Below are 25782 nucleotides of genomic sequence, written 5' to 3' on the forward strand. Positions count from 1 at the left end.
TCGCGGCCGGCTGATCACGGCCTCCACGTATCGTGCACCCGTGACCGACACCGAGCCCCTGCGCCTGCCCGACATGCCGTTGCACGACCCCTTCGTCGTCGCCGACGAGGAGACGCGGACGTACTGGCTCTACACGTCCAACGAGCCGTCCGTGTCCGGGGTGGAGGGCGTCGGGACGATGGTCTACCGCAGTCAGGACCTGCGGGACTGGACGCGGCCCGACGTGGTGTTCCGGACGGACGAGCAGGAGGGGATCTGGGCGCGGGACGGAGCCTGGGCCCCGGAGGTGCACGCGTGGGGCGGCAGGTACTACCTGTTCACCACCCTGCACGACGAGGGCCGGATGCTGCCGGTGCCGCCCGCCGGGCGCTGGGGTACGCCGTTCCCGCTGCCGAACCACGCGCGCGGCACGGTGACCGCCGTGTCCGACTCGCTGCTCGGGCCCTTCACCGTCGTCGATCCGTGCGGGCCCACCCCGCCCGCGCACCTGATGACTCTCGACGGCACGCTGTACGTCGATCCGGCCGGGCAGCCCTGGATGGTGTACGCGCACGAGTGGCTGCAGACCGTCGACGGGACGATGGAAGCCGTCCGGTTGGCCCCGGATCTGACCGGGACGGTCGGTGACCCCGTCTTCCTGTTCAAGGGTTCGGACGCGTTCTGGCTCGGTGAGCAGATCCCCGCGGGTGTACCGCACCAGCTCGCGCCCTACGTCACCGACGGCCCGCAGCTCCACCGCACCCCGGACGGTGCCCTTCTCATGCTGTGGTCGACGTACGAGAAGGACACGGCCGGTGCGGACGGCACCATCAGCGGCGGGTACGTGCAGACCTACGCCGTCTCCAAGTCCGGTGAGCTGCGCGGCCCTTGGGAGCAGCGCCGGCCGCTGGTCCGGGAGGACAGCGGGCACGGCATGCTGTTCCGGACCTTCGACGGCCGGCTGATGATGATCCTCCACCGTCCCTTCGAGAACGCCCGCGGCAAGCTGTACGAGATGCGGGTCGAGGGTGACGAGCTGCGGGTGCTGCGGCAGTGCACCGACCTCGACGGCGACGACGTCAGCGCCTGAGGCCCGCGTTCTGCGCGGCGGTGATCACCCGGTCCCTTTCGGCGGTGCTCATCAGCCCTTCCGAGGTCCAGGTGTCGGTCAGGGCGCGTACCGCTTGCACGAACACTCCCGAGGACGCGAAGGGCGCCTCGGCCCAGAGCACGTCGAGGAAGGTCAGGCCGTCACCGCGGGCACGGTTCGGGACGCCCGAGTCGGCCCGGCCGAAGAGGATGAGCGGTTCGACGCGCTTGAAATAGGCGTGGTAGCGGGTGTCGTCCGCGAGGTGGAAGGGGGCGAGGGTGAGGCCGTGCGTGGTGAAGTGCAGCGGACGGCCCTCGGGGCGGACCGCGTCGGCGAGGGCGCCGCGAAGCGTGAGGTCCTTGTAGAAGGAGAACTCCCGGAAGGTCGTGGCCGGGCTCTGGGCGACCAGCAGGACCGGGCCGTGGAAGAGCGACTGGACCGTCGGATCGTCCGAGGCCCGCTCGACGCGCAGGCGGTAGGGGGTGGAGAGGCCGACCCGGTCGCCGGTCCGCCAGTCCCTGTTCAGGCTGAGGTAGCTGCCCGGCACGGCCGGGACCCGCTGCCGTACGCCGTTGACCGTGACGGTGACGCCTGCGGTGGCCCAGGACGGGATGCGGAGTCTCAGGTCCAGTCTGCCGCCGCCCTCGCGGAAGGTCAGGGTACGCACGCCCTCGTACGGAAAGGCACTGCTCTGCTCGACGACGAGCCCGCGTTCCGGCCAGCGCAGCGTCGAGGCTATGTGGAGGTTGACGTACAGGGCGGTGCCGTCGGCGGAGCGGAAGTAGATCGAGTCCTGGTACTTGGTGTGGTTCTCCATGCCGGTGCCGCCGCAGCAGGTTCCGGTGTTGTCGTACTCGCGCACCATCCCCGGGCCCATCCCGACGAAGTAGGTGACCTCCGGGCTGCTCGTGCTGGGAGCGTCACGGCGGGAGGCGAGGATGTGGTTGGTCAGGCCCCGCTCGTAGTAGTCCGTGTACTTGGGGTCCGGGTCGCGGAAGAAGAGCTGTCGGCTCAGCTTGAGCATGTTGTAGGTCGCGCACGTCTCGGCGTTGTTGTCACCCAGGGTGGCCGCGATGGCGCCCCTGGCCCGGAACATCTCGCCCTGTCCCGTGCCGCCCAGGCTGTAGGTGCGGGGGCCCGCGACCATGCCCCAGAAATTCCGGGCCGCCGCGGCGTACCGCTGCTCTGCGGTGTGGTCGAACAGCCGGATGTAGCCGGTGAACTGGGGAATGTGCTGGTTGGCGTGCCGGCCGTCGAGGATGTCCCGGTTCTCGGAACAGGCGTCCAGGAGTGCGGTGTTGTCGAAGCACCGGGCGGCGGCGAGGTGTTCGGGGCGTCCGGTGAGGGCGTACAGGTCGGCCAGCACCTCGTTCATGCCGCCGTACTCACCGGCGATGTAGATCGACCACATGCGCTCCAACTGGGCCTTGGGCAACCGGCTCAGGCGGCTGTGCACCCAGTCGCCCATCCCCGAGGCGATCCGCAGCGCCTGCTGGTTGCCGCCCAGGGTGTGCGCGTCGAGCAGGCCTCGCATGATCTTGTGACAGGTGTAGTACGGCGCCCAGATCGTGGGATACGTCGTGTAGCTCTCCAGCAGGACGAACTGCGTCTCCGGGTACGCCGCCAGGTAGCCGGGATGGCTCGGTTTCGGTGAGCCGTGCTCCGCGAAGGCCTGCCGGCACTCGTCCAGCGCGGTGACGAGATAGTCGAGCTTGGCCTTGAGGGCGGTCTCCCGGGTACCGGCGTACGCCTGGGCGACGAGGGACAGGAAGTGGCCGCCGTAGTGGCCGCGCAGGTTGCCGTCGGAGGTCTCCCAGCCGCCGGGCGGCCGCGCACCCCTGGTGTCGAGGCCCGCGTTGGCGCGGAAGACGGCCAGGATGCGGTCGGCGGGGTAGGAGCGGGCGTAGTCGAGCATGAGGTCGCGCTTGCGGCGGAACACGCTCTCGCCGAGGCTGACTTGGTCGAGGGGGAAGGGCCGCACGGGCCAGTCGGGCGCCGCGGCGGCGTAGGACGGGGTGGCGAGCTGCGCGAGGGGCACGGCGGCCGCTGTGGCGGCGGCCAGAGCCAACACACGTCTGCGGGTGGGGGGTTGGGACATACCGGGTCTCCGATCGTCGGTCGCGTCTGTGCTGGGCCCCGTTTCTGTACTGCTCTCTGTTTCTGTGCTGGTCCCGGTCTCTGTGCCGGCCTTCGTCTGAGCCGGACATCGTCAGTGCCGGGTCGTCGGCAGCCACACCCGCATCGTCGACGGGCCGCGGTTCGCCCAGGAGTGGTACGGCACCAGCACGATCCCCTGCCGCTCGGCGGCGGGCACCTCGGCCTGGTCCGGCGGCCGGTACGGCCACTCCTCGTCGTGCGGCTCGGCGAGTTCACCCGGCGCCACGACCGTGTCGTCCGGCCCGTCCACCGGCTCGGCGGCGGTGTCCACCCGTACGGCGTCGACCTCGCGTCCGTCCGGCAGGTCCACCGACTCGGCGCAGTACACCAGGGGGCCGCGCTGGACGGCGACCGTGCCACGTACCGCGTCGATGCGGGGGTCCGGCACGATCCAGCGCGGGGCGACGGGCAGTTCGAGCCGGATCTCGTCGCCGGGGCGAAAGACTCGGGTGACCGTCGCCGTGCCCGGGGCGACGGTGCGGCGGGTTCCGTCCACGTCGACCAGCCGGGCCGTGGCTCCCTCCGTCCACGCCGGGACGCGCAGGGACAGCGTCCACGGGTGGTCCGGGGACCGGTCGATCCGTACGGTCACGGTTCCGTCGGACGGGTAGCCGGTGCGGACGCGCAGGGCGATGTGGTCGACGGAGATCTCGGCGTCCGCGTACTGGTGGAGCTGGATGCCGTGGTCGTCGACGGAAGCCAGATACGCGGGCAGCTGGGCCAGGGTGCGGGCCACGTTGGTCGGGCAGCAGGACACCGCGAACCAGGGGGCGCGCAGACCCGATTCGGCACGTGGGCTCACAGCATCCGCCACCGGGTCGGTGCCGCGTCGGCGGCGGTGCAGGGTGTTGGCGTAGAAGAAGGAGCGGCCGTCCTCGGAGGGCGAGGTCGCCACGACGTTGAACAGGGTCCGTTCGGCGAGGTCGGCAAAGCGCGGTTCGCCGGTGGCGAGGAGGAGCCGCCAGCTGAGCATCACGGAGGCGACCGCGGCGCAGGTCTCCGAGTAGGCGCGGTCGGGTGGGAGGACGAAGTCGTCGCCGAAGGACTCGTCGCGGTGGTGGGAGCCCATGCCGCCGGTCAGGTAGGTGCGTCGGGCGACCGTGGTCTCCCACTGCCGTACAACGGCCGTGAGGAGGGCCTCGTCCCCCGTCTCCACTGCGACGTCCACGGCACCGGCCGCGAGGTAGAGGGCGCGGACGGCGTGGCCGCGCAGGACGGTGGCCTGCCGGACGGGCAGGTCGTCCTGGTAGTAGGCGCGGCCGAACTCGCCGTCGGCGAGCGTGGCGCGGCCCCGGCGGTCGATGAAGAGTGCCGCCTGGTCGAGGTAGCGCTGTTCGCCGGTCGCTCGGGCCAGTTCGACCAGGGCGGTCTCGATCTCGGGGTGTCCGCATACGGCTTCGATGCCGCCGGGGCCGAAGGTGGCGCACACGTGGTCGGCGGCCCGCTGGGCGATCTTCGCCAGCTCGCCCTCGCCAAGGGTGCGGATCTGCGCCACGCCCGCCTGGATCAAGTGGCCGTAGCAGTACAGCTCGTGGCCCCATTCGAGGTCGCTGTAGCGAGGCTGCTGGCCGGGGCGGCCGAAGGCGGTGTTGAGATAGCCGTCGGGTTCCTGGGCGGAGGCGATCGTCTCGGTGATCGTGTCGGAGCCGGTGCCTGCCCAGGCCATCGCTTCGAGCAGCTTGTAGACGTCGGAGTCGGCGAACTCCCGTCCCCGCCGCTGTTCCACGGGTGTGCTGAAGTTGCCGGTCCAGCCGACGCGTTCCATCCAGTCGCGGCAGTGGTCGAGGGTGGCGCCGGCGTTGATTTCCCTGCGCCGGGCCCAGAAGCCGCCGGTGATCCGGACCTCGTCGAGTCCGAGCGGCCGGAGCCGACCGCGACTCGGTGCGACCGGTACGACAAGGTCCCTGTTCGCCTTCAACAACGCGTCATCCCTTCAGGGCGCCCGACATGAACCCGCGCACGTAGTGCCGTTGCAGAAGCAGGAAAACGAGGAGACAGGGCACGGCGAGCACCACCACACCCGCTTCGGTGGCGCCGTAGTCGACGGCGCCCATGCTCTGTTGGCGCAGATTCGCGACGGCCAGCGGCAGGGGCGCCTTCTCGCTGTCGGAGATGAGGATCAGCGGGGCGATGAAGTCGTTCCAGGCCGCGAGGAAGGCGAAGAGGCCCACTGTGATCAGTCCCGGCCGCACCGCCGGGAGCAGCACCCGGCGCAGGGCGCCCGCGGTGCCGCAGCCGTCGACGAGGGCCGACTCCTCCAGTTCGCGGGGGACCGCCTCGAAGGAGATCCTCATCATGAAGGTGGCGAACGGGAGTTGGAACATGGCCAGCACCAGGCTCAGCCCGAGCAGGGAGTTCTGGAGGTGCAGCCGGCCGAGGAGGACGTAGAGGGGGATCAGGAGGGTGGCGTACGGGACCATGAGGATGGCCAGGGTCAGCAGGAACAGCAGGTTCTTGCCGGGGAAGCTGAACCGCGCGAAGGCGTAGCCGCCGAGGAGCGACACACCGACGGTGAGCGCGACCGTGAGGGCCGAGACGACGGTCGAGTTGAGGAGGTAGCGCCACAGTCCGGCGTCGTAGTCGAGGAGGGTGCGGTAGTTGCCGAGGCCGTAGCCGGACTCCTGGGCGGTTCCGGGCTGGGCGCTGACGGAGGCCCAGGTGTTCCAGAGCAGCGGGAAGAGGAAGATGACGGCGAGGCCGGAGGCGACGACGTAGTACGGCGTCTGTCCGAGGGCGCGGGTGCGCACGGCGCGGTCCCCCTTCATGATTCGTCGGCCTGCCGCAGACCACGGAACTGCACGGCGTTGAGGAGCAGGAGCGCGGCCAGCACGATGATCGAGAGGGCCGCCGCGGTACCGAGGTCGAGCCGCTGGAACGCCTCCCGGTAAATCAACTGCACCAATGTCACCGTGCTGTTGTCCGGGCCACCCTTGGTCAGGACGAAGAACTGGTCGAAGGCGAGCAGCGATCCGGTCACGCACAGCAGCAGGGACAGGGCGAGGGAGGGCCGCAGCAGCGGCAGGGTGATGGAGCGGAAGACCTGGCCGCGGCTCGCGCCGTCCATGCGCGCCGCCTCGTACAGCTCGTGCGGGATGCGCTGGAGGCCGACGAGCAGGATCAGCATGTAGAAGCCGGCGAACTTCCAGACGACGAGGAACACCGTCGACAGCAGGGCGGAGTTCGGTGTGCCGAGAAAGGACACCGGGCCGTCGACCAGGCCGAGTTTCTCCAGCGGGCGGCTGAGCGGGCCGGTGGTGGGGCTGTACATGCCCCAGAAGAGGAGGGATGCGGAGGCGAGGCCGAGGGCGCCCGGCAGGAAGTAGACCGTGCGGAAGAAGCCGGTGCCGGGGCGGGACTCCTGCACCAGCAGCGCGAGGAGGAGCGCGAGGCCGAGGAGGACGACCGTGACGATCCCCGTGTAGAGGAGCGTGAAGCGGACCGCGGGCCAGAACAGGGTGCTGTCGGTGACGTCGGTGTAGTTCTCGGGAGTGTTGCCGCCCTGGTCTCCGGCGAGCAACGGCCAGTCGTGGAGCGACATCTGGCCGACGAGGAGGAGGGGCAGGACGAAGAGGACGGCGACGAACACGGCTGTCGGGGTGGCGTATCCGAGGCCTTGGAGGGTGCGGGAGTGCCGCAGGCGGCGGTGCCGGCGTTCCGTCCGGACCGGGGGTTCGACCGCCTCCCGGTCCGGCGTCTGCACCTGCATGTCCCTCCTCAGCCCTAAGCCCTGGGTCACGGTCAGTCGCCCAGTGAGGCGGTGACGGCCTCGTTGTCCTTGGCGACCTTCGCCGCGTCACCGAAGACGGCGTCACGCATCAGGGTCAGCCAGGGCCCGTTGGGGTCGTTGAAGGTCTGGCCGAACTTCAGGGCGTAGGGGGTACGGCCGTCCGCCACCAGCTGGTTGATGGTGACCAGGCGCGGGTCGGCCTTGGAGTACTTGTTGGACGCGAGGTCGGTGCGGGCCACCACGTCCTTGTGCGCGGCGACCACGTCGACCTGTGCTTCGTCGCCCAGGGACCAGGCGAGGAAGTTCCAGGCCTGGTCGGTCTTGTCGCTGGTGGCGGAGATGCCGACGGCGTCCCCGCCGACGAAGGTGGACTTGCCGCCGTCGGGACCGGGGATGGCGGCCACACCGAGGTCGAGGTCCTTGGGCATCAGGCCCAGGGTCGTCGACGGCATGGGCATCACGCCGACCTTGCCCTTCGGGAAGACTCCGGTCCAGGTCACACCGGTCTCGTCGCGGGCGCCGGGGGCCACGATGTCGTCCTGGACCCAGCCGCGATAGGTGTCGTAGACCTTCTCGGCGGTGTCGGAGGCCAGGAGGGCCTCGGTGCCGTCCTTGTTCAGTACGTCCTCGCCGGCCGCCCAGATCGACGGCCACCAGGTGAAGACGCCGCAGCCGCCGCAGTTGCCGCCGAAGAAGGTGCCGCTGACGCCACCGCCCAACTTGTCCACCGCGCGCGCCTGTTGGTCCCACTCGGCCAGCGTGGTGGGCGGCTTGCCGGGGTCGAGCTTCGCCCGGCGGTAGAGGTCCTTGTTGTAGAAGAGCACCGAGAGGTCGAGGGTGTGCGGGACGACGTACTTCTTGCCGTCGTACGTGCCCGCCTTGATGTGCGACTGGGCGAGGTCGTCCGCGAAGGGCAGGGCGTCGATGCGGTCGGTTAGGTCGGCGAAGAGCCCGCTGGAGGTGTAGTTGGGGACGAACACCACGTCGGAGGCGAACAGGTCGGGGAGGTCCTTGGAACCGGCGGCCGCGCCGACCTTGGCCTGGTAGTCGTCGGTGGGGACGACGGTCAGTTCGACCTTGTTCTTGTGGTGGGCGTTGTACGCCTTGACCAGGGCCTCGCTCTGCGGGCGGGTCGCCGCGCGGGTCCACATCGTCAGCGTGGCGCCGTCGTCGGCCCCCTTCGCGTCCGCTGTGCCCCCTCCCCCGCCGCCGGAGTCGTCGTCCCCCGATCCGCAGGCCGTGGCCAGGCCGACGGTGGCGGCCAGGGCGACTGCGGCGGTGACGAGTCGGCGGACGGGTCCACACGATCCGAACGGGCTCCCCATGACGATCCCCCTACGTGACGAGCACTCGGAAGAAAAGAACCGAAAAGGCTTTCGTCAAGCTAGAACCGAGCTCACTGCCCGTCAATCCCCTGTGCAGAAGAACGAGTTCAGGTGGGGGACCGAAAATTCTCGGTTACGGTTGGGAGTGCGCGACGCGAGACAGGAGACCCCGTATGACACCCGCCCCCGGCCCCGCTCGTTCGCACACCGCCACCCTCACCGACGTCGCCCGGCTCGCCGGGGTCTCGGTGGCCACGGCGTCCAAGGCCCTCAACGGCCGCAGCCAGGTGCGCGCCGAGACCCGGCAGCGGGTGATCGAGGCGGCGGAGCGGCTGTCGTTCCGGCCCAACCAGCTGGCCCGGGGACTGCTCGCCGGGCGGACCGGCACGGTCGGACTGCTCACCAGCGACCTGGAGGGCAGGTTCAGCATCCCGATCCTCATGGGCGCCGAGGACGCGTTCGGCGCGGGCGAGGTCGCGGTGTTCCTGTGCGACGCGCGCGGTGACGCGATCCGCGAGCAGCATCATGTGCGCGCGCTGCTCGGGCGCCGGGTCGACGGGCTGATCGTGGTGGGCAGCCGGACCGATCCACGCCCCTCCCTGGGCCGTGACCTGCCCGTTCCCGTCGTGTACGCGTACGCCCCCTCCGACGACCCGACGGATCTGTCGATCGTGCCCGACAACGTGGACGCGGGCCGGATCGCGGTCGAGCACCTGCTGGCCTGCGGGCGCACCCGGATCGCGCACATCACCGGCGACCCGGGCTATCTCGCCGCGCGGGACCGTGCGGACGGCGCCCGGGAGGCGCTCGCGGGCGCGGGGCTGGCCTTTGTCGGGGAACCACGGTTCGCGGAGTGGTCGGAGGGGTGGGGGCGGGCGGCCACCGCGATGCTGTTGGAGGGGCACGCCGACGTGGACGCGGTGCTGTGCGGCAGCGACCAGATCGCGCGCGGGGTCATCGAGGTCCTGCGGGAGCGCGGGCACCGGGTACCGGAGGACGTGGCGGTCATGGGCTTCGACAACTGGCAGGTCCTGACCTCGGCCTCCCGGCCGCCGCTGACGAGCGTCGACATGAACCTGGAGCAGGTCGGACGGGCCGCCGCCCAGGCACTGTTCGGTGCGATCGACGGCATTCCCCGCTCGGGGGTGGAGACGCTGCCGTGCCGGGTGGTGATCCGGGGGTCCACGGCTCAGCTGTCCTGAACCATGCGGTTGCCGAACTCGGTCATCGGCGACCTCTCTTGACACTCCATCAGCTCGCTCCTACGTTGCGAAAACCTTTTAGGTCGTTTCAGCAAAGGGGAGCATCCGATGCGAAGACGAACTGCGCCGCGAAGGCGAACCGGGACCGTCCCCCAGCGCCTCCTGGTGATCCTGGCGCTCCTCCTGTGCTCCGTCTCCCTCGCGGCCCCCGCCCGCGCCGCGCAGACCATCGGGTTCCCCACGTTCACCGGGCCCGCGATCCCCGCTCCGCCCGTCGCTCAGACCACCGGCGACATGATGCGGGCCATCTACGACGCGGAGAGCTCGGGCACCGACTTCTGGATGGACCGGCTGCTGGCCCGCACCGGCGACGACCCGGCCGGACCCTGGCTGATGAGCCGCGGACGGGCCCTCTTCATGAAGGAGCACGACCCCGCCCGGCTCGGGTTCGCCGGCAAGGTCGCCTACTGGGAGAGCATCAACGACAACAGCGCCTACACGGTCGCCGTCACGCCGGGAACCTTCACCGAACAGGTCTCCCAGCGCCGTCAGACGCCCAGCCACTGGAAGAGCGTCCACACCAGCGGCTCGGTCTCGGTCGAGCAGACCAAGTTCATCACCGACAACAACGTCGCCGTGACGAATCTGTCGATCAAGAACAGCGGCAGCAGCTCGACCACCCTGCAACTGCGGGCGACCTCGCCGTACGCCACCACGGGCACCGGCAGCGAGCTGACCGGCCAGGTCAACGCCTACAACAACCTCACCACCATCCGCCCCCGGCTCACCGGTGACGGTTTCGCCGTGTCCGGCGGCGGCCTCAACCGGTCGGTGACGATCGCGGCCGGTGCGACGGTGACCGCCAAGGTGGTCATGGGCTTCGTCACAGACGAGATCCCCGAGTCGCTCAGCGAGTACCAGGCCTACGCGGGCTACTCCAACGCGACCGCCTTCGCGACCCACGTCCGGGCCTACAACCTGTGGTGGGCGCAGAACGTGCCCTACATCGACGTACCCGAGCCGGCGATCAAGAAGAACATCTACTACCGCTGGTGGCTGATGCGCTTCAACAACCTCGACGCCGACATCCCCGGGCAGACCTTCCAGTTCCCGACCTCCACCGAGGGCGTCCTCGGCTACAACAACGCGATCGCGCTGACCCAGCCGATGCACATCGACGACCTCAAGTACCTGCGCAACCCGGCCTATTCGTACGGCGACTGGCTCAGTGTCGGCCAGGTGTCGAAGGGCGGCCGGTTCCTCGACAACCCGGGCGATCCGGAGAACTGGTCGAACAGCTACACCCAGTACATCGCCGAGGCGGCCTGGAAGAGCTACCAGATCCACGGCGGCCAGCCGGCGATCGCGGGACAGCTCGCCCACTACGCCGAGGGCGACGTGAAGGGACAGCTCGCCCACTACGACCACGACAACAACAAGCTGATCGAGTACGACTGGGGCGCCCTGACCGGCAACGACGCCGACGCGGTCTCCTTCCACTGGAAGCCCGGGAACATGGACCGCGCCGAGTCCGCCTACCAGTACAGCGGGGCTCTCGCCGCCGCGCAGGCCTACGAGGCGACCGGCAACACGGCCAAGGCGACGGAGATGCGCACGCTGGCGAACCAGATCAAGGACGCCATCGTCAACGTGCTCTGGAACCCCAACAGGCAGCTGTTCGAGCACCGGTTGAAGTCGACCAACGAGTGGGTGCCCTGGAAGGAGATCAACAACTACTACCCGTTCTCGGTCGGAGCGGTCCCCGACACGGCCACGTACAAGCAGGCGTTGCGCCTCTATGACGACCCCGCCCAGTACCCGGTCTTCCCGTTCTACACGGCCAACCAGGTCGACAAGAAGGCGGCCGCCGACGCCGGTGAGCCCGGCTCCAACAACTTCTCGACGATCAACTCCACCGTCCAGTTCCGGCTCTACTCCTCGGTGCTGCGCAACTATCCCAACTCCTGGATGAAGGCGGCCGACTACAAGAAACTCCTCTACTGGAACGCCTGGGCCCAGTACGTCGGCGGCGACACCCGGTGGCCGGACGCCAACGAGTTCTGGGCGGACTGGAACGGCAGCGCGATCACCTACCGTTCCTGGATCCACCACAACATCCTCGGCAGCAGCAACTGGACCGTGATCGAGGACGTGGCGGGGCTGCGGCCGCGCAACGACGCCAAGGTGGAGCTCTCCCCCATCGACATCGGCTGGGACCACTTCACGGTCAACAGCCTCCGGTACCGGGGCGCCGACCTGTCGATCGTCTGGGACGACCCGGCCGACGGTGTGGTCCGGTACCCGGGCATACCGGAGGGCTACTCGATCTACGTGAACGGCAACCGGGTCGCCACGGTCGGCTCGCTGGTGCCGTTCACCTGGGATCCGGCCACCGGTGACGTCACCACGAGCGGCACGGTCACCCACCACACGGCCGTCTCCGGGCTCAAGGCGCCGAACCAGGTCGTGCAGGACAGCCCGCGCATGGTCGACATGCTCGCCAAGGCCGGCGTCGACCTCACCGCCGACCTGACCAACCTGGCCGCCGGGGCGACCGTGTCCGCCTCCTCCACCGGTTCCGGCAGCGCGGTGGGCGGAGCGGTCGACGGCTACCCCACCAACGAACCGTTCTGGGGTGCCGGCGGATCGGCCGCCCAAGACTGGTACGAGCTGAACTTCGGCACGGCCCGCACGCTCAACGAGGTGCGCCTGTACTTCAAGGACAGCCGCCCGGCGAGTACGACCTACCGAGCACCGTCGGCGTACACCGTCCAGTACCACAACGGCAGTTCATGGGTGGACGCCCCGAGCCAGACGAAGAGTCCGGCGGCACCGCGCGCCAACTACAACCTGGTGAGGTTCCCGGCGGTCAGCGCCCAACGCATCAGGGTGCTGGCCACCCACGCCTCCGGCGCCAGGACGGGCCTGACCGAGGTCAAGGTGTTCAACCGGGGCGGGGCCCAGCCACCGGCCAACCAGGCGCCCTCGGCGACGGCATCGGCGTCGTACACCTCTTCCTGGGAGAGCGTCGCCGCGGTCAACGACGGCATCGATCCGCCCTCGTCCAACGACACCGTCAACCCGCGCTGGGGCACCTGGCCGGAGACGGGTCAGCAGTGGGCCGAACTGACCTGGCCGTCGGCGAAGACCCTGAACAAAGCCGACGTCTACTTCTTCGACGACGACCAGGGCATCGACATGCCCGCCTCCTGGAAACTCCAGTACTGGAACGGCAGCGCGTACGTCGACGTGCCCGGGGCGAGCGGCTATCCGCTGGCCAGGAACCAGTACAACAGCGTCACTTTCTCCGCCACCAGCACCACCCGGCTGCGGGTGCTGCTCACGAGCAACGGCACGAACTCCGTCGGCCTCCTCGAAGCGAAGGTGTACGGCCCGTGACCAGATCCAGAATCCTCCTGGCCCTGCTGGTTCTGGCAACGGCCCTGCTCGTCGCACCGCCCGCGTCCGCCGCCGCCACCTTCACCTCGACGGCGGTGAACCAGAGCGGCGGCAACTGCCTGGATCTGCCCGGGGGTTCGACGACCACAGGGGCTCAACTCCGGGCCTTCACCTGCTCTTCGGGCGCCGACCAGAACCTCGTCTACACGCCCGTCTCCGGTACGAGCGACACGTACACGATCACCACCCGCTCCGGTCAGTGCGTCGACGTCAGCGGCGCCTCCACGGCGGACAACGCGGCGATCATCCAGTGGCCCTGCCACGGCGCGACGAACCAGCAGTGGCGGCTCGTCCCGGTGACGGTCGCGGGTACCGACAAGACCTTCAACCTGGTGTCCGTGAGTTCCGGCAAGTGCGTCGCGCCGAGCGGTGGTTCGTCGGCATCCAACACCAGCCTGGTCCAACTGCCGTGCGCCACAAGCAACGGCCGGGTGTGGCGACTGCCCGCCTTCACCGGCGGCGGCACCGGCCCGGGCACCTTCACCAACCCGCTGTCCCAGCACGGGCCCGACCCCTGGCTGACGTACTACGACGGTTCCTACTACCTCGCCACCACGACCTGGAACTCGACGGTCACCATGCGCAGGGCGAGCACCCTCGCGGGCCTCGCCACCGCCTCCGACCAGGTGATCTTCAACCTGACCCGGCCCAACGGGGCGGGCACGATGTGGGCTCCGGAGTTCCACCTGCTCGACGGCCCCAACGGGAAGCGCTGGTACTTCTACTACACGGCCGGGCGCGAGCCGTACGACCTCGGCACCCAGCGCATCCATGTGCTGGAGAGCGCGGGACTGGACCCCATGGGCCCCTACAGCTTCAAGGCCGACCTGCTCGACCCCACCCAGGACAACACCTGGGAACTGGACCCGGGCATCCTCCAACTCGACGGCAAGCTCTATCTGTTGGGCACCTTCTACAACGGCTCACAGCCCATGTTCATCCGTCCGCTGTCCAACCCCTGGACCGCGAGCGGCACCCGGCGCGTGCTGTCCACGCCCACCTACAGCTGGGAGACGGTGGGCGGCGCGGTCAACGAAGGCGCCGAGGTGCTCCAGCGGGGCGGGAAGACGTTCATCGTCTACTCGGCCAGCCACTGCTCCACGCCCGACTACAAGCTGGGGATGCTCACCTACAACGGCGGTGATCCGCTCAGCTCGTCCTCGTGGGTCAAGTCGCCGAACCCGGTCTTCCAGCGGTCCAACGCCAACGGCGTGTACGGCCCCGGCCACAACGGTTTCTTCAAGTCGCCCGACGGGACCGAGGACTGGATCGTCTACCACGCCAACAGTTCCGCGAGCGGCGGCTGCGACATGAACCGCACCACCAGGGCGCAGAAGTTCACCTGGAACGCCGACGGCACGCCGAACTTCGGCACCCCGGTGGCGCTCGGGGTCACCCTGCCCGCGCCGTCAGGTGAGTAGTCGGTTCCCCTTGGCGTAGAACGTCTGATCAACCCCGCAGAGCCCCCTGGCAAGACCCGCCGGTCTCAGATCGCCTCACGGATCGCCTGCTCGAAGCCCACGACGTGGCTGCGGGCGAGCCGCGCGGCCGTGTCGGGGTCCCCGGCGACGATCGCCTCGATCAGCGGTCCGTGCTCCTCGACATGGCCGGCCATGTCGGCGAGCCGGTCCACGAACAGGCACCAAATGCGGGTGGCGAGGTTGTCGTGGCGGACGAGGGTGTCCTCCAGGTAGGGGTTGTGCGTGGCCGTGTAGATCGCGCGGTGGACCTGGAGGTCCAGGTGCATGAGCTCGGCGGAGTCCCGCCCGGGAGCCCCGGCGGTGTCGAGTTCCCGCCGTAGCGCCGTCAGGTTCGCCCGGTCGGTGGCCGTGGCGCGGCGGGCGGCCTGCGCCGCGGCCAGGGGTTCCAGTTCCTGGCGCACCTCGGAGATGTGGGCGAGGTCGGTGATGTTGACCTCGGTGGCGAAGGTGCCGCGCCGGGGGTAGGTGGTGATCAGCCGCTCGTACTGGAGCCGCTTGAGGGCCTCACGCACCGGTGTGCGTCCGACGCCGAGGGACTGCCCCAGCTGCTCCTCGTTGATCGGCGCTCCGGGCCGGATCTCCAGCATGACCAGCCGGTCCCGGATGGCGCGGTACGCGCGCTCGGCGAGCGACAGCTCCTCGATCTCGGTCGCGACCTGCTGCATGGATGCCCCCTTGACCTGTGCGGCGAGCTCCCATACCTTACCGCACAGGCTGATATATCAGTTGCTCATTAGCTGGCTCTCAGGATGGTGCACAGATGGCAACGAGTACGTCGCTCACCAAGGCCACCTCGCCGCTCTCCCTCCCCCTCAGCGAAATCGACCCGGACGTCGCCGACGCGGTGGCCGCCGAGCTGCACCGCCAGCAGTCCACCCTCGAGATGATCGCCTCCGAGAACTTCGCCCCGGCCGCCGTGATGGAGGCCCAGGGCTCGGTCCTGACCAACAAGTACGCCGAGGGCTACCCGGGCCGCCGCTACTACGGCGGCTGCGAACACGTGGACGTCATCGAGCAGTTGGCCATCACCCGGGTGAAGGAGCTCTTCGGTGCCGAGGCCGCGAACGTCCAGCCGCACTCGGGCGCCCAGGCCAACGCGGCCGCGATGTCCGCCCTGCTCGATCCCGGTGACACGATCCTCGGCCTCGACCTGGCGCACGGCGGGCACCTGACCCACGGCATGCGCCTCAACTTCTCGGGCAAGCTGTACGACGTCGTGCCGTACCACGTGCGCGAGTCCGACCTGCGCGTCGACATGAACGAGGTCGAACAGCTCGCCCTCGCACACCGGCCGAAGATGATCGTCGCGGGCTGGTCGGCCTACCCACGGCAGCTGGACTTCGCCGAGTTCCGCCGGATCGCCGACGCGGTGGGCGCCTATCTACTGGTGGACATGGCGCACTTCGCCGGTCTGGTCGCCGCGGGCCTGCACCCGAGCCCGGTGCCGTACGCCGATGTCGTCACGACCACCACCCACAAGACCCTCGGCGGGCCGCGCGGCGGTGTCATCCTCAGCCGCGCCGGCCTCGCCAAGAAGATCAACTCGGCGGTCTTCCCGGGCCAGCAGGGCGGCCCGCTGGAGCATGTGATCGCGGCGAAGGCGGTGGCCTTCAAGGTGGCGGCGGGCGAGGAGTTCAAGGAGCGCCAGCGGCGCACGCTGCGGGGAGCGAAGATCCTCGCCGGACGGCTGCTGGCCGACGACGTGGCCGAGGCCGGGATCACCGTCCTGACCGGCGGCACCGAAGTCCATCTGGTACTGGTCGACTTGAGAAAGTCCGAGCTCGACGGGAAGCAGGCCGAGGACCTGCTGCACCGCGTCGGCATCACCGTCAACCGCAACGCGGTCCCGTTCGACCCGCGCCCGCCGATGGTGTCGTCCGGCCTGCGGATCGGTACGCCCGCCCTGGCCACCCGTGGCTTCGGCGAGACGGAGTTCCGCGAGGTCGCCGACATCATCGCCGAGACCCTGAAGGGCGAACGGCCCGAGGACGAACTGCGCACCCGGGTCGAGAAGCTCGCCGCCGCCTTCCCGCTCTATCCCCACCTCGACGGAGGCCCGGCATGACCGCCGAACCGCTGCCGGAACACCCGGACTTCCTCTGGCGCAACCCCGAGCCGCGCTCGTCGTACGACGTCGTGATCGTCGGTGCGGGCGGCCACGGCCTCGCCACCGCCTACTACCTCGCCAAGCACCACGGCATCACCAATGTGGCCGTCCTGGAGAAGGGCTGGCTCGCGGGCGGCAACATGGCCCGCAACACCACGATCATCCGCTCCAACTACCTGTGGGACGAGAGCGCGGCGATCTACGAGCACGCGCTGAAACTGTGGGAGCGGCTCCCGGAGGAGCTGGACTACGACTTCCTGTTCAGCCAGCGCGGTGTCCTCAACCTCGCGCACACCTTGCAGGACGTCCGCGAGGGCATGCGCCGCGTGGGTGCCAACCGCCTCAACGGGGTCGACGCCGAATGGCTGGAGCCCGAGGAGGTCGCCAAGGTCTGCCCCATCCTCAACGTCTCGTCCCGCACCCGGTATCCGGTGCTCGGCGCCACCTTCCAGCCCCGGGCCGGCATCGCCAAGCACGACCACGTCGCCTGGGCGCTGGCCCGCCGCGCCGACGAGCTGGGCGTGGACCTGATCCAGGGCTGCGAGGTCACCGGCTTCCTCAAGGACGGCGACCGGGTGGTGGGCGTGGACACCAACCGCGGCCGTATCCACGCCGGCCGGGTCGGTCTCGCGGCCGCCGGACACAGCAGCGTGCTGGCCGAGCGGGCGGGCATACGGCTGCCGGTGCAGTCCCACCCGCTCCAGGCCCTGGTCTCCGAACTCCACGAGCCGGTGCATCCGACCGTCGTCATGTCGAACCATGTGCACGTCTACGTCTCCCAGGCCCACAAGGGCGAGCTGGTGATGGGCGCGGGCGTCGACTCGTACAACGGGTACGGCCAGCGCGGCTCGTTCCATGTGATCGAGCAGCAGATGGCGGCCGCCGTCGAGCTGTTCCCGGTCTTCGCGAGGGCGCATGTGCTGCGGACCTGGGGCGGCATCGTCGACGTCACCCCGGACGCCTCACCGATCATCGGCCGCACTCCGCTGGAGAACCTCTACGTCAACTGCGGCTGGGGCACCGGCGGTTTCAAGGCCACTCCGGCGGCCGGCTGGACCTTCGCGCACACCATCGCCACGGGCGAACCGCATCCGTTGAACGCCCCGTTCGCCCTCGACCGCTTCACGACCGGCGCGCTGATCGACGAACACGGCGCAGCAGCCGTGGCCCACTGAGGCATTGAGGAGGACACCGTGCTGCTGATCACCTGCCCCTGGTGCGGCCCGCGCAACGAGACCGAGTACCACTACGGCGGACAGGCCCATGTCACCCACCCCGACTCCCCCGCCGACCTCACCGACGAGCAGTGGGCTGAGTACGTCTTCTACCGAGACAACCCCAAGGGCCCCTTCGCGGAACGGTGGATGCACAGCATCGGCTGCCGCCGCTGGTTCAACGTCCTGCGCGACACCGCCACCCACGAGGTGCTGACCTCGTACCGGCCCGACGAGCCACGCCCCGGAGGGAACCGATGACCGACCAACGCTTCCGGCTGCCGCGAGGCGGCCGTGTCGACCGCGGCACCCTGCTGCGATTCACCGTCGACGGACAGGAGTTGACCGGTCACCCCGGCGACACCCTCGCCTCCGCGATGCTGGCGAACGGCCTCGTCGAGGTCGCCCCTTCGCTCTACCGCGGCCGCCCGCGCGGCATCGTCGCCGCAGGCGTGGAGGAGCCCAACGCCCTGGTGCAGCTGGGCGGTCCGTGCTCGGAGGGCATGCTCCCGGCCACGACTGTCGAGCTGTACGACGGCCTGTCCGCCACCACGCTCTCCGGGATGGGCCGCCTCGACCCCACTCCGGATCCCGCCGTCTACGACAAGAAGTACGTCCACACCGACGTACTGGTCGTCGGCGCCGGGCCGGCCGGTCTCGCGGCCGCCGCCGCTGCCGCCGCCTCCGGCGCCCGGGTGATCCTCGTCAACGAGCAGCCCGAGCCCGGTGACGGGGAAGGGACCGACGAACTGCGCGCGACGCTCGACGCCGCCCCGGAGGCCGTCGTACTGCATCGGACGACAGCCTTCGGTTCGTACGACGACAACTACGTGCTGGCGCTGGAGCGACGCACCGATCACCTCGGCGCAGCCGCCCCCGAGGGGGTCTCGCGGCAGCGGCTGTGGCACATCCGGGCCGGGCAGGTGGTCCTGGCGACGGGCGCGCACGAGCGTCCGCTGGTCTTCGCGGGCAACGACCGGCCCGGCGTGATGCTCGCGGGGGCTGTGCGCACCTATCTCAACCGGTATGCCGTGGCCCCGGGTTCGCAGGCCGTGGTGGGCACGACCAACGACAGCGCCTACGACACGGTCGCGGACCTGTGTGCGGCCGGAATCCCTGTTGCCGTCGTCGTGGACGCGCGCCCCGAACTGTCCGACCGGGCCGCACAGGTGGCCGCGGCGACCGGGGTGCGGGTGCTGACGGGCAGCGCGGTTGTCGACACGTCGGGTGAGCACAGGCTTACCGGCGTCACTGTGCAGGCCCTCGACGGCGAGGGCCAACTCACCGGTGAGTCCGAGTCGTTCGCCTGCGATCTGCTCGCGGTGTCGGGCGGCTGGAGTCCGGTGGTGCATCTGCACAGCCAGCGTCAGGGCAAGCTGCGCTGGGACTCCGGGCTCGCCGCGTTCGTGCCGGACGGGGACGTGCGGGATCAGCAGGTGGTGGGGGCCGCCCGGGGGACGTACGACCTGGCGGGTTGTCTGGCCGAGGGGGCACGGGCCGGAGCGCTGGCGGCGACGGCGGCGGGGTTCCCGGTGCCCGTACCGGCCGAGCCCGCGCGGCGCGGCCCCGCCCCGACACGCGCCCTGTGGCTGGTGCCCGCCCCCGACGGAGAACCCGGCACCTGGGACAGCCACTTCGTCGATCTCCAGCGCGATGTCACGGTCGCCGACGTCTGGCGTTCCACCGGTGCCGGGATGCGCGGTGTCGAGCACGTCAAGCGGTACACCTCGCTCGGCACGGCGAACGACCAGGGCAAGACGTCCGGCGTCAACGCGATCGGGGTGATCGCGGAGGCCCTGGGCGGTTCGCTGGGCGAGATCGGCACCACGGCCTACCGGGCGCCGTACACGCCGATCGCGTTCGCCGCGCTGGCCGGGCGTGAGCGCGGCGAGCTGTTCGACCCGGAGCGGACCACGTCGATCCACAGCCGGCATGTGGCGCACGGCGCCGAGTTCGAGGACGTCGGGCAGTGGAAGCGCCCCCGGTACTACCCGCAGGCCGGTGAGGACATGGACGCGGCCGTGGCGCGCGAGTGCCGGGCGGCCCGGGAAGGGGTGGCGTTCATGGACGCCTCCACCCTCGGCAAGATCGAGATCTGGGGCGCGGACGCGGGCGAGTTCCTCAACCGGATCTACACGAACGCCTTCAAGAAACTCAAGCCCGGCACGGCTCGCTACGGCGTGATGTGCAAGCCCGACGGCATGATCTTCGACGACGGTGTGACCCTGCGCCTCGACGACAACCGCTACTTCATGACCACCACGACCGGCGGCGCCGCGAACGTCCTGGACTGGCTGGAGGAGTGGTTGCAGACCGAGTGGCCCGAGCTCGACGTGCACTGCACGTCGGTGACCGAGCAGTGGGCGACGATCGCCGTCGTCGGTCCGCAGTCGCGCGAGGTCGTCGCCCGACTAGCCCCGGACGTCGATCTGTCGAACGAGGCCTTCCCGTTCATGGCCTTCCGCGAGACGACCCTGGCCTCCGGCGTTCCGGCCCGGATCTGCCGGATCTCCTTCTCCGGCGAACTCGCCTACGAGATCAACGTCTCCGCCTGGTACGGACTCGCGGTCTGGGAGGAGGTGGACGCGGCCGGCCGGCCGTACGGCATCACCCCGTACGGCACCGAGGCGATGCACGTCCTGCGGGCCGAGAAGGGCTACATCATCGTCGGCCAGGACACCGACGGCACGGTCACCCCGCAGGACGCGGGCATGAGCTGGGTGGTCTCCAAGCAGAAGGACTTCATCGGCAAGCGGTCCTTCGCCCGCGCCGACACCGCCCGCACCGACCGCAAGCAACTGGTCGGCCTGCTCCCGGCCGACCGCACGACCCGGCTGCCCGAGGGCACCCAGCTCGTCGCACCGGACGTCGATCTGGAGACGGTGCCCGTGCCGATGCTCGGCCATGTCACCTCGAGCTACCACAGCCCGGCGCTGGGCCGTCCGTTCGCCCTCGCCCTCGTCGCCGACGGACAGGCGAGGAAGGGCCAGACCCTGCTCGCCCCGGTGGGCGAGGCGCTGGTGCCGGTCGAGGTGACCGACTTCGTCCTCTACGACCCCGAAGGGACCCGGCGAGATGGCTGAACCGATCATGGCGGGACCGGTGGCCCTGCGCACCAGCCCCCTGTCCCACCTTCAGGAGCGGATGCGCGCCGCCGCCGTCACCGGTGCCCGGGGTGTCACGCTGACCGAGGTGCCGTTCCTCACGATGGTGAACGTGCGGGTCGACCCCGCGTCCGCGGCGGCCGGCCGGATCGGCAGGACTCTCGGGGCGCCGCTCCCCCGCCGGTGCGGCGACACGGCTGCCTCGGGCCTCCATACGATCATGTGGCTCGGCCCCGACGAGTGGCTCGTGCTGTCCCGGGCCGACGCCAGCGCCGTGACCGCCCAGATACGGCGGGCCCTCGACGGCGACCCCGGCTCGGCCGTGGACGTCTCGGCGAACCGCACCACACTGGAGCTGAGCGGCCCGTCCGCCCGGGAGGTGCTGGAGAAGGGCTGCCCACTGGACCTGCACCCCCGCGTCTTCGGCCCCGGCCGCGCGGTGTCGACCACGGTCGGACCCGTCCCGGTACTGCTCCGGCAGCTCGACGACGCTCCGACGTACCGCCTGCTGCCGCGGTCCTCGTTCGCCGACTATCTGGCCCGCTGGCTCATCGACGCGATGGGCGAGTACAGCAGACCGTAAAGCGGACGCTCCGTCGTGCGCCATCGCGCACACCGTGCGGTCCCCGACATCGACTGTCAGGCGCCCAGGGAGAGCGTCCCCGCCCCCTGGCCGGGTATGTCCTCCCAGCCTCGGATCCTGGCCGCGAGCCGCTTCAGGCGCGCGTCCGAGGGGGCTACGTCGATCTGGAAGTGGGACTCGTTCGGGCGGCGGAAGTCTCCACCCCAGGCCACCACGTCCTGGCATTCCTTGAGGATGTCGCGGACCGTGGCCAGTTGGTGGGGGAAGAGACCGCCCTTGGCGCCGTCCGGGTACCAGGTCGGGCGTATCGCGACCGCGGTCCCCGAGGCGTGGTTGGTCGCGCGGCCCTTCAGCGTGCCGTCCGCGGGGCGGAAGCCGATCACCTCCCCGTCAACGAGTGTGTCGATCTCGTAGTGGTAGCGGCGGATGACGTGTACGAGCACGGTGGCGGCCTCGCCGATGCGCAGGGCCACGGAGACCGAACTGCCCGGCACCTGACGGGTCCAGATGGCTCCCGAGGTGTCGGCCTGCGATTCCGTCGGCCAGCCGTTGGCGCTGGTGTGGTGCGCGGGCGAGCCGTCCGCGGCCGTTCGCGTGGACGCGGACGCCGGGGAGGGAACCGCGAGAGTGGCGAGGCCGGCCGCCGCGGTCAGGCCGAGGCCGGTGCGCAGTACGCGGCGGCGCGGCGGGTGTGGGGATGAGATGGTCACGTCCGTCCTGTCTGAGAGTGTGGACTGCAATGGGTGCGATGGGTGCGATCGGTGCATCACAGGCCGCGCAGGGGCGCGTTGTACTTCTCGAACACCTGGTGGAGGCCGAGCATGGCCCGGCCGTAGTCCTGGGCTCGCTCGTCGGTGCCGTTGTAGCGGGCCAGTGTGAGGCGGGTGTGCTCCTCGCTGGTGAACATGGACGGCCGGGGAACGCCGACGTCGTCGGCACCCTCGATCAGGACCGTCGGCACGGTCCGGATGTTGTAGTCGTGGTCGTTGTGCAGTTGCTGCCAGACGTTCCACAGGTCGTTCTCGTCGGAGGGGAGCATGAGGTCGCCGCCGATCAGGCCGGCCAGGATGCAGTGGTTGCGGCCGCGGATGGCGGTGGCCGCGAAGATCTGCGCGAGACCGGTGCTGGAGTCGGTCTTCGTGCTGAGCCCTGTTCCGTCGTAGTGGTCGATGACCGCCTCGTCTCCGATGACGTCCAGGCTGTTGTACATCCGTATCTCCCAGAGGAGCGGGGCCTGGATGATGGCCTTGCGCATTTTGAAGGTGCGCGCGAGCTGGGTGACCAGCCCGTCGAAGCTCATCATCAGGTCGAACGCCTCGGTGGTCGACCGGTATGTCAGCGCCTGGGCGCCCTGGTTTCCGCCCGTCTCCGGCACGCCCATGCTGTTGAGGAGATACGACTGGACGTCCGCGAGCAGGGCGCCCCGCATGGACATGTCCATGTTTACGTCCAGGATTCCGGTGACCTGCTCGGTGCCGTAGGTGTTCTGGCCGGTGTCACGGCCGGACACGATGTTGTTGTCGATCTCGATGAGGCCGCTGCCCGCTCCCACCGAGACCGTGGAGATTTGGTCGAACGCCCAGTCGTCGGGCAGCGGATAGCCGAGGTTCCCGGAGAAGCCCGTGGACATGTCGCAGACGAAACTCGCCGAGGTGTAGCCCGCGGCGGCGACCCGGCTGCAGACGTTCCGGGGGCCGTAGATGCCGGTCAGGTACCCCTGGCCGTGCTCGTTCATGATGTCCCGGATGCCCCGGAAATGCGGCAGGATGTTGTCGGTCACCTCGTAGTCGAGCGCGTCGAAGTCGACGGCGAAGTAGATACGGGTGCCGGGTTTGAAGCCGTAGTACTTGGCCCGCTCGATGGCCGCGAAGGCGTCGGCGATTCCCTGCGCGCGCCGGAAGTAGGCCGCCTCCCCGCCCCAGGTCTGGTAGATCGGGAAGCAGCTCAGACCGTAGGCGGCCATCCGGCTCAGCTCACCGAGCTTGATCTTCTTGTCGAGTGAGGTGCCCGGGACGTTGGACAGGTAGCGCCCCACGATCTGGTACCCCGCGTCCCTGAGCGCCGCCGCCCGCGCGTCGGTGACCTCGGTGACACAGTCGGCTGCGGTCCCCTTGCGGGTGGCGTCACCGGTGGACACCAGCAGCGAGGCCCAGGTCTGGAAGTCCCCTCGGCCGGTGACCGGGAGCTTCGCGAAATTCTGGAAGCTGCGCACGCGTGTTGCCAGGTCGGCGTTGAAGGCGCTGCTGAACAACACCCCATGGCGCTTGTTGAAGATCATGGCGGCGGTGAAGAGACTCACCCAGGTCCCCGAGGAGCCCTCCGAGAGGGGGTTGTTCCTGATGCCCTGCTGGGTACCAGGGCCGAAGACCCCGTTCGCGACGTCGTCGCTCATGCCGATCTCGTACTGGATCGCAAGCATCAGTGCCTTCTGCACGTCCCGTGAGAAGTGACCGTCGCACGGCACGATGAAGAAGTTTCGGCGGCCGACATAGCGGCCGTTCATCCACTGCTGTACCGCGCGGGTCGGCTCGCTCCCGCCCTCGGTGACGACATAGGCGTCCATGGTGAGCAGCGCCTTGAACACCTTCGGCGGTACCCCGTCCGCAAAGGCGCCGTCGACGCCCATGTTCTGCTTCAGCTCGCGGACCGACGCCGCTACGGAGTCGTTGTAGGTGCCGTCGATGCCGCCGCCGTCGTAGCCCTTGCAGTACAGCGCGGACTGCACGATCTTGAGGACCTTCTCGTGCCGGGTGCCCGCATTGATGACGGGGTGGCGGGCCTGGAGGGTGGCGAGCGTCGTCGGGCCGAAGCTGTCGGACAGTGAGGTGATGCCCAGCTCGTACTGGAGCGCCCGGGTCAGCGCGAACATGACGGACCAGCCGGTGCGGCCGTTCTCCTCGACCTTCGGGATCCCGGCGACGTTGTAGGAGTTGATGAATTTCTGTGCCTCGATGACCATTTGGTCGGCCATGCTGTGTCCTTTCATGCGCACCTGGGCTGCGGCGGGAACGGGTCGGATGCGCCGGCGTGGACATCGGCCTTGCCGCCCCGGCTTACGAAGTACTCGCTGCGAACCCGGGCTTGCGGGACCAGCGGGGCAGACCGGCGGGCCTACGACGCGTTTGACGACTGCCCGGGCCGATGCGCGCACCGGCCCGGAAAGAGGTGCTCTCCAAGTGGTCGTGTCTGCGAGGCCGCGTCAGCAGCGCTCGACACCGTCGATCCAGTTGGTGGCGTTGTCGGTGTAGTAGCTGGCCATGTAGCCGCGGTGACCACTGGGGGTGAGCACCCAGACCCAGTAGGGGTTGCCGCCGACGCTCTGAGCCCCCTCCTGCTGGCAGTACACCCACACCCGGGCCGGGCTGCTCACTGTGGTCTGCACGTCCGGACAGTTGGTGGCCGACGGATACAGGTAGCACTGCTCCCCGCCACCGGCACGGACATTGACGCCGGAGGCCCAGACGCCGTAGTAGCCCTCGCCGTGACCGGTCGCGTGGGCAGCGCCCGCCGTACCGAAGACGAGGCCGGCGGCGGCGATGACGGTGGACGCCGTGGCCGCGGCGGCGGCTCTCACGGAATGGATCACGAGTGATTCCCCCTTGGGACGGCCCAACAGGCCTTGGAAGTAAAGGTGCTGACCCGAAACAGCGACGTGGCCAGAACCTAGCGAGGGAGCGGCTGCCGAGGTCCTGACAAATGTCAGGGCAACCGCAGGGCCCACGGCACCCTGACATCCGTCAGGACCGCCGGTCCCCTTCCTCTTTCTAAGGTTCGAGTCGTCTTCCAGGCCCGGCGGTATCGCAGGGCACCCTCCACAGACAGGAAGAGACAGCTCCCATGCGTCCGTTCCGCTCCGCTCTCGCCGCGGCCGCCGCCTTGACCGCGATCACCACCGGCGTCCTCGTCGCTCAACCGGCGCAGCCCGCACACGCCTTGGCCTCCGACTGCGAAGGCGGCGCACATGGCTTCCGCGACCACCCCGACGACGCCGAGGGCGACACCGACAAGCCCGCCGACTTCAGCCTCGGCAGCGTCCGCATCACGCTGGAGAAGGGCGTCTACGTCGGCCAGCAGATCGCCTTCGGAAAGATCAGCGGCCGGACCCAGCCCGGCGACAACGTCTGGATGGACTGGCGTGCCGACGGCTGGGACCGCGATCGGAACGCCATGTCCCCCTGGCTGCAGTGCGGGCCCTTCACCGTCCGCTCAGCCGGGCAGAGCCTGACCACACCGTTCCGCCGCACCAGCACCGACCCGCAGTACCAGTTCCGCGTCTGCGGCTCGCTGAAGTCGGACGGCGCGGTCCGCTGCTCCAACTGGTGGTAGAGCCCGCCCGCCGTTCCCGCTTCCCGGC

Annotated in this window: 19 protein-coding genes; 10 read left to right on the top strand and 9 right to left on the bottom strand. The window is 69.6% G+C overall.

Going from position 1 to position 25782, the window contains the following annotated elements:
• The first annotated feature begins 73 nt into the window (after positions 1–73).
• Positions 74–1069, top strand: a complete 996-nt coding sequence (locus ACZ39I_RS10065) for a glycoside hydrolase family 43 protein (protein ID WP_467244368.1) — start codon at positions 74–76, stop codon at positions 1067–1069.
• Here ACZ39I_RS10065 and ACZ39I_RS10070 read toward each other — a convergent pair.
• The 5 genes from ACZ39I_RS10070 to ACZ39I_RS10090 form a co-directional block, all read right to left on the bottom strand.
• Positions 1059–3167 carry a glycoside hydrolase family 127 protein gene (locus ACZ39I_RS10070; RefSeq protein ID WP_467243974.1) on the bottom strand — a complete coding sequence of 703 codons (2109 nt, stop codon included), beginning with the start codon at positions 3165–3167 and terminating at the stop codon, positions 1059–1061. The two genes, ACZ39I_RS10065 and ACZ39I_RS10070, sit on opposite strands and share 11 nt — an antisense overlap.
• Positions 3168–3278: 111 nt before the next feature.
• Positions 3279–5144: a glycoside hydrolase family 127 protein gene (locus tag ACZ39I_RS10075; protein ID WP_467243975.1), complete on the bottom strand. Its 1866-nt coding sequence runs from the start codon at positions 5142–5144 to the stop codon at positions 3279–3281.
• A gap of 7 nt (positions 5145–5151) precedes the next feature.
• Positions 5152–5973 carry a carbohydrate ABC transporter permease gene (locus ACZ39I_RS10080; protein ID WP_266392658.1) on the bottom strand — a complete coding sequence of 274 codons (822 nt, stop codon included), beginning with the start codon at positions 5971–5973 and terminating at the stop codon, positions 5152–5154.
• Positions 5974–5987: 14 nt separating this feature from the next.
• Entirely contained in the window at positions 5988–6932 is a 945-nt protein-coding gene (locus ACZ39I_RS10085; protein ID WP_467243977.1) for a carbohydrate ABC transporter permease, read from the bottom strand.
• A 32-nt stretch (positions 6933–6964) separates the two neighbouring features.
• Positions 6965–8278, bottom strand: coding sequence for an ABC transporter substrate-binding protein (locus tag ACZ39I_RS10090; RefSeq protein ID WP_467243979.1), 1314 nt, complete (start codon positions 8276–8278; stop codon positions 6965–6967).
• Positions 8279–8451: 173 nt separating this feature from the next.
• On the opposite strand from ACZ39I_RS10090, the gene ACZ39I_RS10095 reads away from it, so the two are divergent.
• The 3 genes from ACZ39I_RS10095 to ACZ39I_RS10105 all read left to right on the top strand — a co-directional run bounded on the left by ACZ39I_RS10095 (position 8452) and on the right by ACZ39I_RS10105 (position 14360).
• Positions 8452–9480 carry a LacI family DNA-binding transcriptional regulator gene (locus ACZ39I_RS10095; protein WP_467243980.1) on the top strand — a complete coding sequence of 343 codons (1029 nt, stop codon included), beginning with the start codon at positions 8452–8454 and terminating at the stop codon, positions 9478–9480.
• A 108-nt stretch (positions 9481–9588) separates the two neighbouring features.
• Positions 9589–12879: a discoidin domain-containing protein gene (locus ACZ39I_RS10100; protein ID WP_467243982.1), complete on the top strand. Its 3291-nt coding sequence runs from the start codon at positions 9589–9591 to the stop codon at positions 12877–12879.
• Entirely contained in the window at positions 12876–14360 is a 1485-nt protein-coding gene (locus tag ACZ39I_RS10105) for a family 43 glycosylhydrolase (RefSeq protein WP_467243983.1), read from the top strand. The genes ACZ39I_RS10100 and ACZ39I_RS10105 overlap by 4 nt, the downstream gene beginning before the upstream one ends.
• A gap of 65 nt (positions 14361–14425) precedes the next feature.
• Here the strand turns inward: ACZ39I_RS10105 and ACZ39I_RS10110 are convergent, their stop codons facing one another.
• Positions 14426–15085 (bottom strand): GntR family transcriptional regulator, encoded by a 660-nt coding sequence (locus ACZ39I_RS10110; RefSeq protein ID WP_467243985.1) that lies wholly within the window; start codon positions 15083–15085, stop codon positions 14426–14428.
• A gap of 95 nt (positions 15086–15180) precedes the next feature.
• On the opposite strand from ACZ39I_RS10110, the gene glyA reads away from it, so the two are divergent.
• The 5 genes from glyA to ACZ39I_RS10135 are packed head-to-tail and all read left to right on the top strand — an operon-like array spanning position 15181 to position 21428.
• Complete coding sequence (gene glyA, locus ACZ39I_RS10115; protein WP_467243987.1) at positions 15181–16485, top strand: serine hydroxymethyltransferase; 1305 nt, start codon at positions 15181–15183, stop codon at positions 16483–16485.
• The gene (locus ACZ39I_RS10120; RefSeq protein ID WP_467243988.1) at positions 16482–17702 is read left to right on the top strand and encodes a sarcosine oxidase subunit beta family protein; all 1221 of its coding nucleotides are present in this window, start codon (positions 16482–16484) and stop codon (positions 17700–17702) included. The genes glyA and ACZ39I_RS10120 overlap by 4 nt, the downstream gene beginning before the upstream one ends.
• A gap of 18 nt (positions 17703–17720) precedes the next feature.
• Positions 17721–18002, top strand: coding sequence for a sarcosine oxidase subunit delta (locus ACZ39I_RS10125; protein ID WP_467243989.1), 282 nt, complete (start codon positions 17721–17723; stop codon positions 18000–18002).
• A complete protein-coding gene (locus ACZ39I_RS10130) occupies positions 17999–20824 on the top strand; it encodes a sarcosine oxidase subunit alpha family protein (protein ID WP_467243990.1) in 2826 nt (941 codons plus the stop codon). Before ACZ39I_RS10125 ends, ACZ39I_RS10130 begins: the two co-directional genes overlap by 4 nt.
• Complete coding sequence (locus ACZ39I_RS10135) at positions 20817–21428, top strand: sarcosine oxidase subunit gamma (RefSeq protein WP_467243992.1); 612 nt, start codon at positions 20817–20819, stop codon at positions 21426–21428. The genes ACZ39I_RS10130 and ACZ39I_RS10135 overlap by 8 nt, the downstream gene beginning before the upstream one ends.
• A 56-nt stretch (positions 21429–21484) precedes the next feature.
• Here ACZ39I_RS10135 and ACZ39I_RS10140 read toward each other — a convergent pair whose 3' ends face one another.
• From ACZ39I_RS10140 to ACZ39I_RS10150, 3 genes are all read right to left on the bottom strand, one after another.
• Positions 21485–22138 carry a hypothetical protein gene (locus tag ACZ39I_RS10140; protein ID WP_467243993.1) on the bottom strand — a complete coding sequence of 218 codons (654 nt, stop codon included), beginning with the start codon at positions 22136–22138 and terminating at the stop codon, positions 21485–21487.
• Between the two features lie 56 nt (positions 22139–22194).
• A complete protein-coding gene (locus tag ACZ39I_RS10145) occupies positions 22195–24399 on the bottom strand; it encodes a glycoside hydrolase domain-containing protein (protein WP_467243994.1) in 2205 nt (734 codons plus the stop codon).
• Positions 24400–24627: 228 nt separating this feature from the next.
• Positions 24628–25014 carry a hypothetical protein gene (locus ACZ39I_RS10150; RefSeq protein ID WP_467243995.1) on the bottom strand — a complete coding sequence of 129 codons (387 nt, stop codon included), beginning with the start codon at positions 25012–25014 and terminating at the stop codon, positions 24628–24630.
• Positions 25015–25265: 251 nt separating this feature from the next.
• Between ACZ39I_RS10150 and ACZ39I_RS10155 the strand changes: the two genes are divergently transcribed.
• The gene (locus ACZ39I_RS10155; protein WP_467243996.1) at positions 25266–25754 is read left to right on the top strand and encodes a hypothetical protein; all 489 of its coding nucleotides are present in this window, start codon (positions 25266–25268) and stop codon (positions 25752–25754) included.
• Positions 25755–25782: the final 28 nt, after the last annotated feature.

It is taken from the genome of Streptomyces sp. NPDC024687 (genome assembly GCF_055559055.1).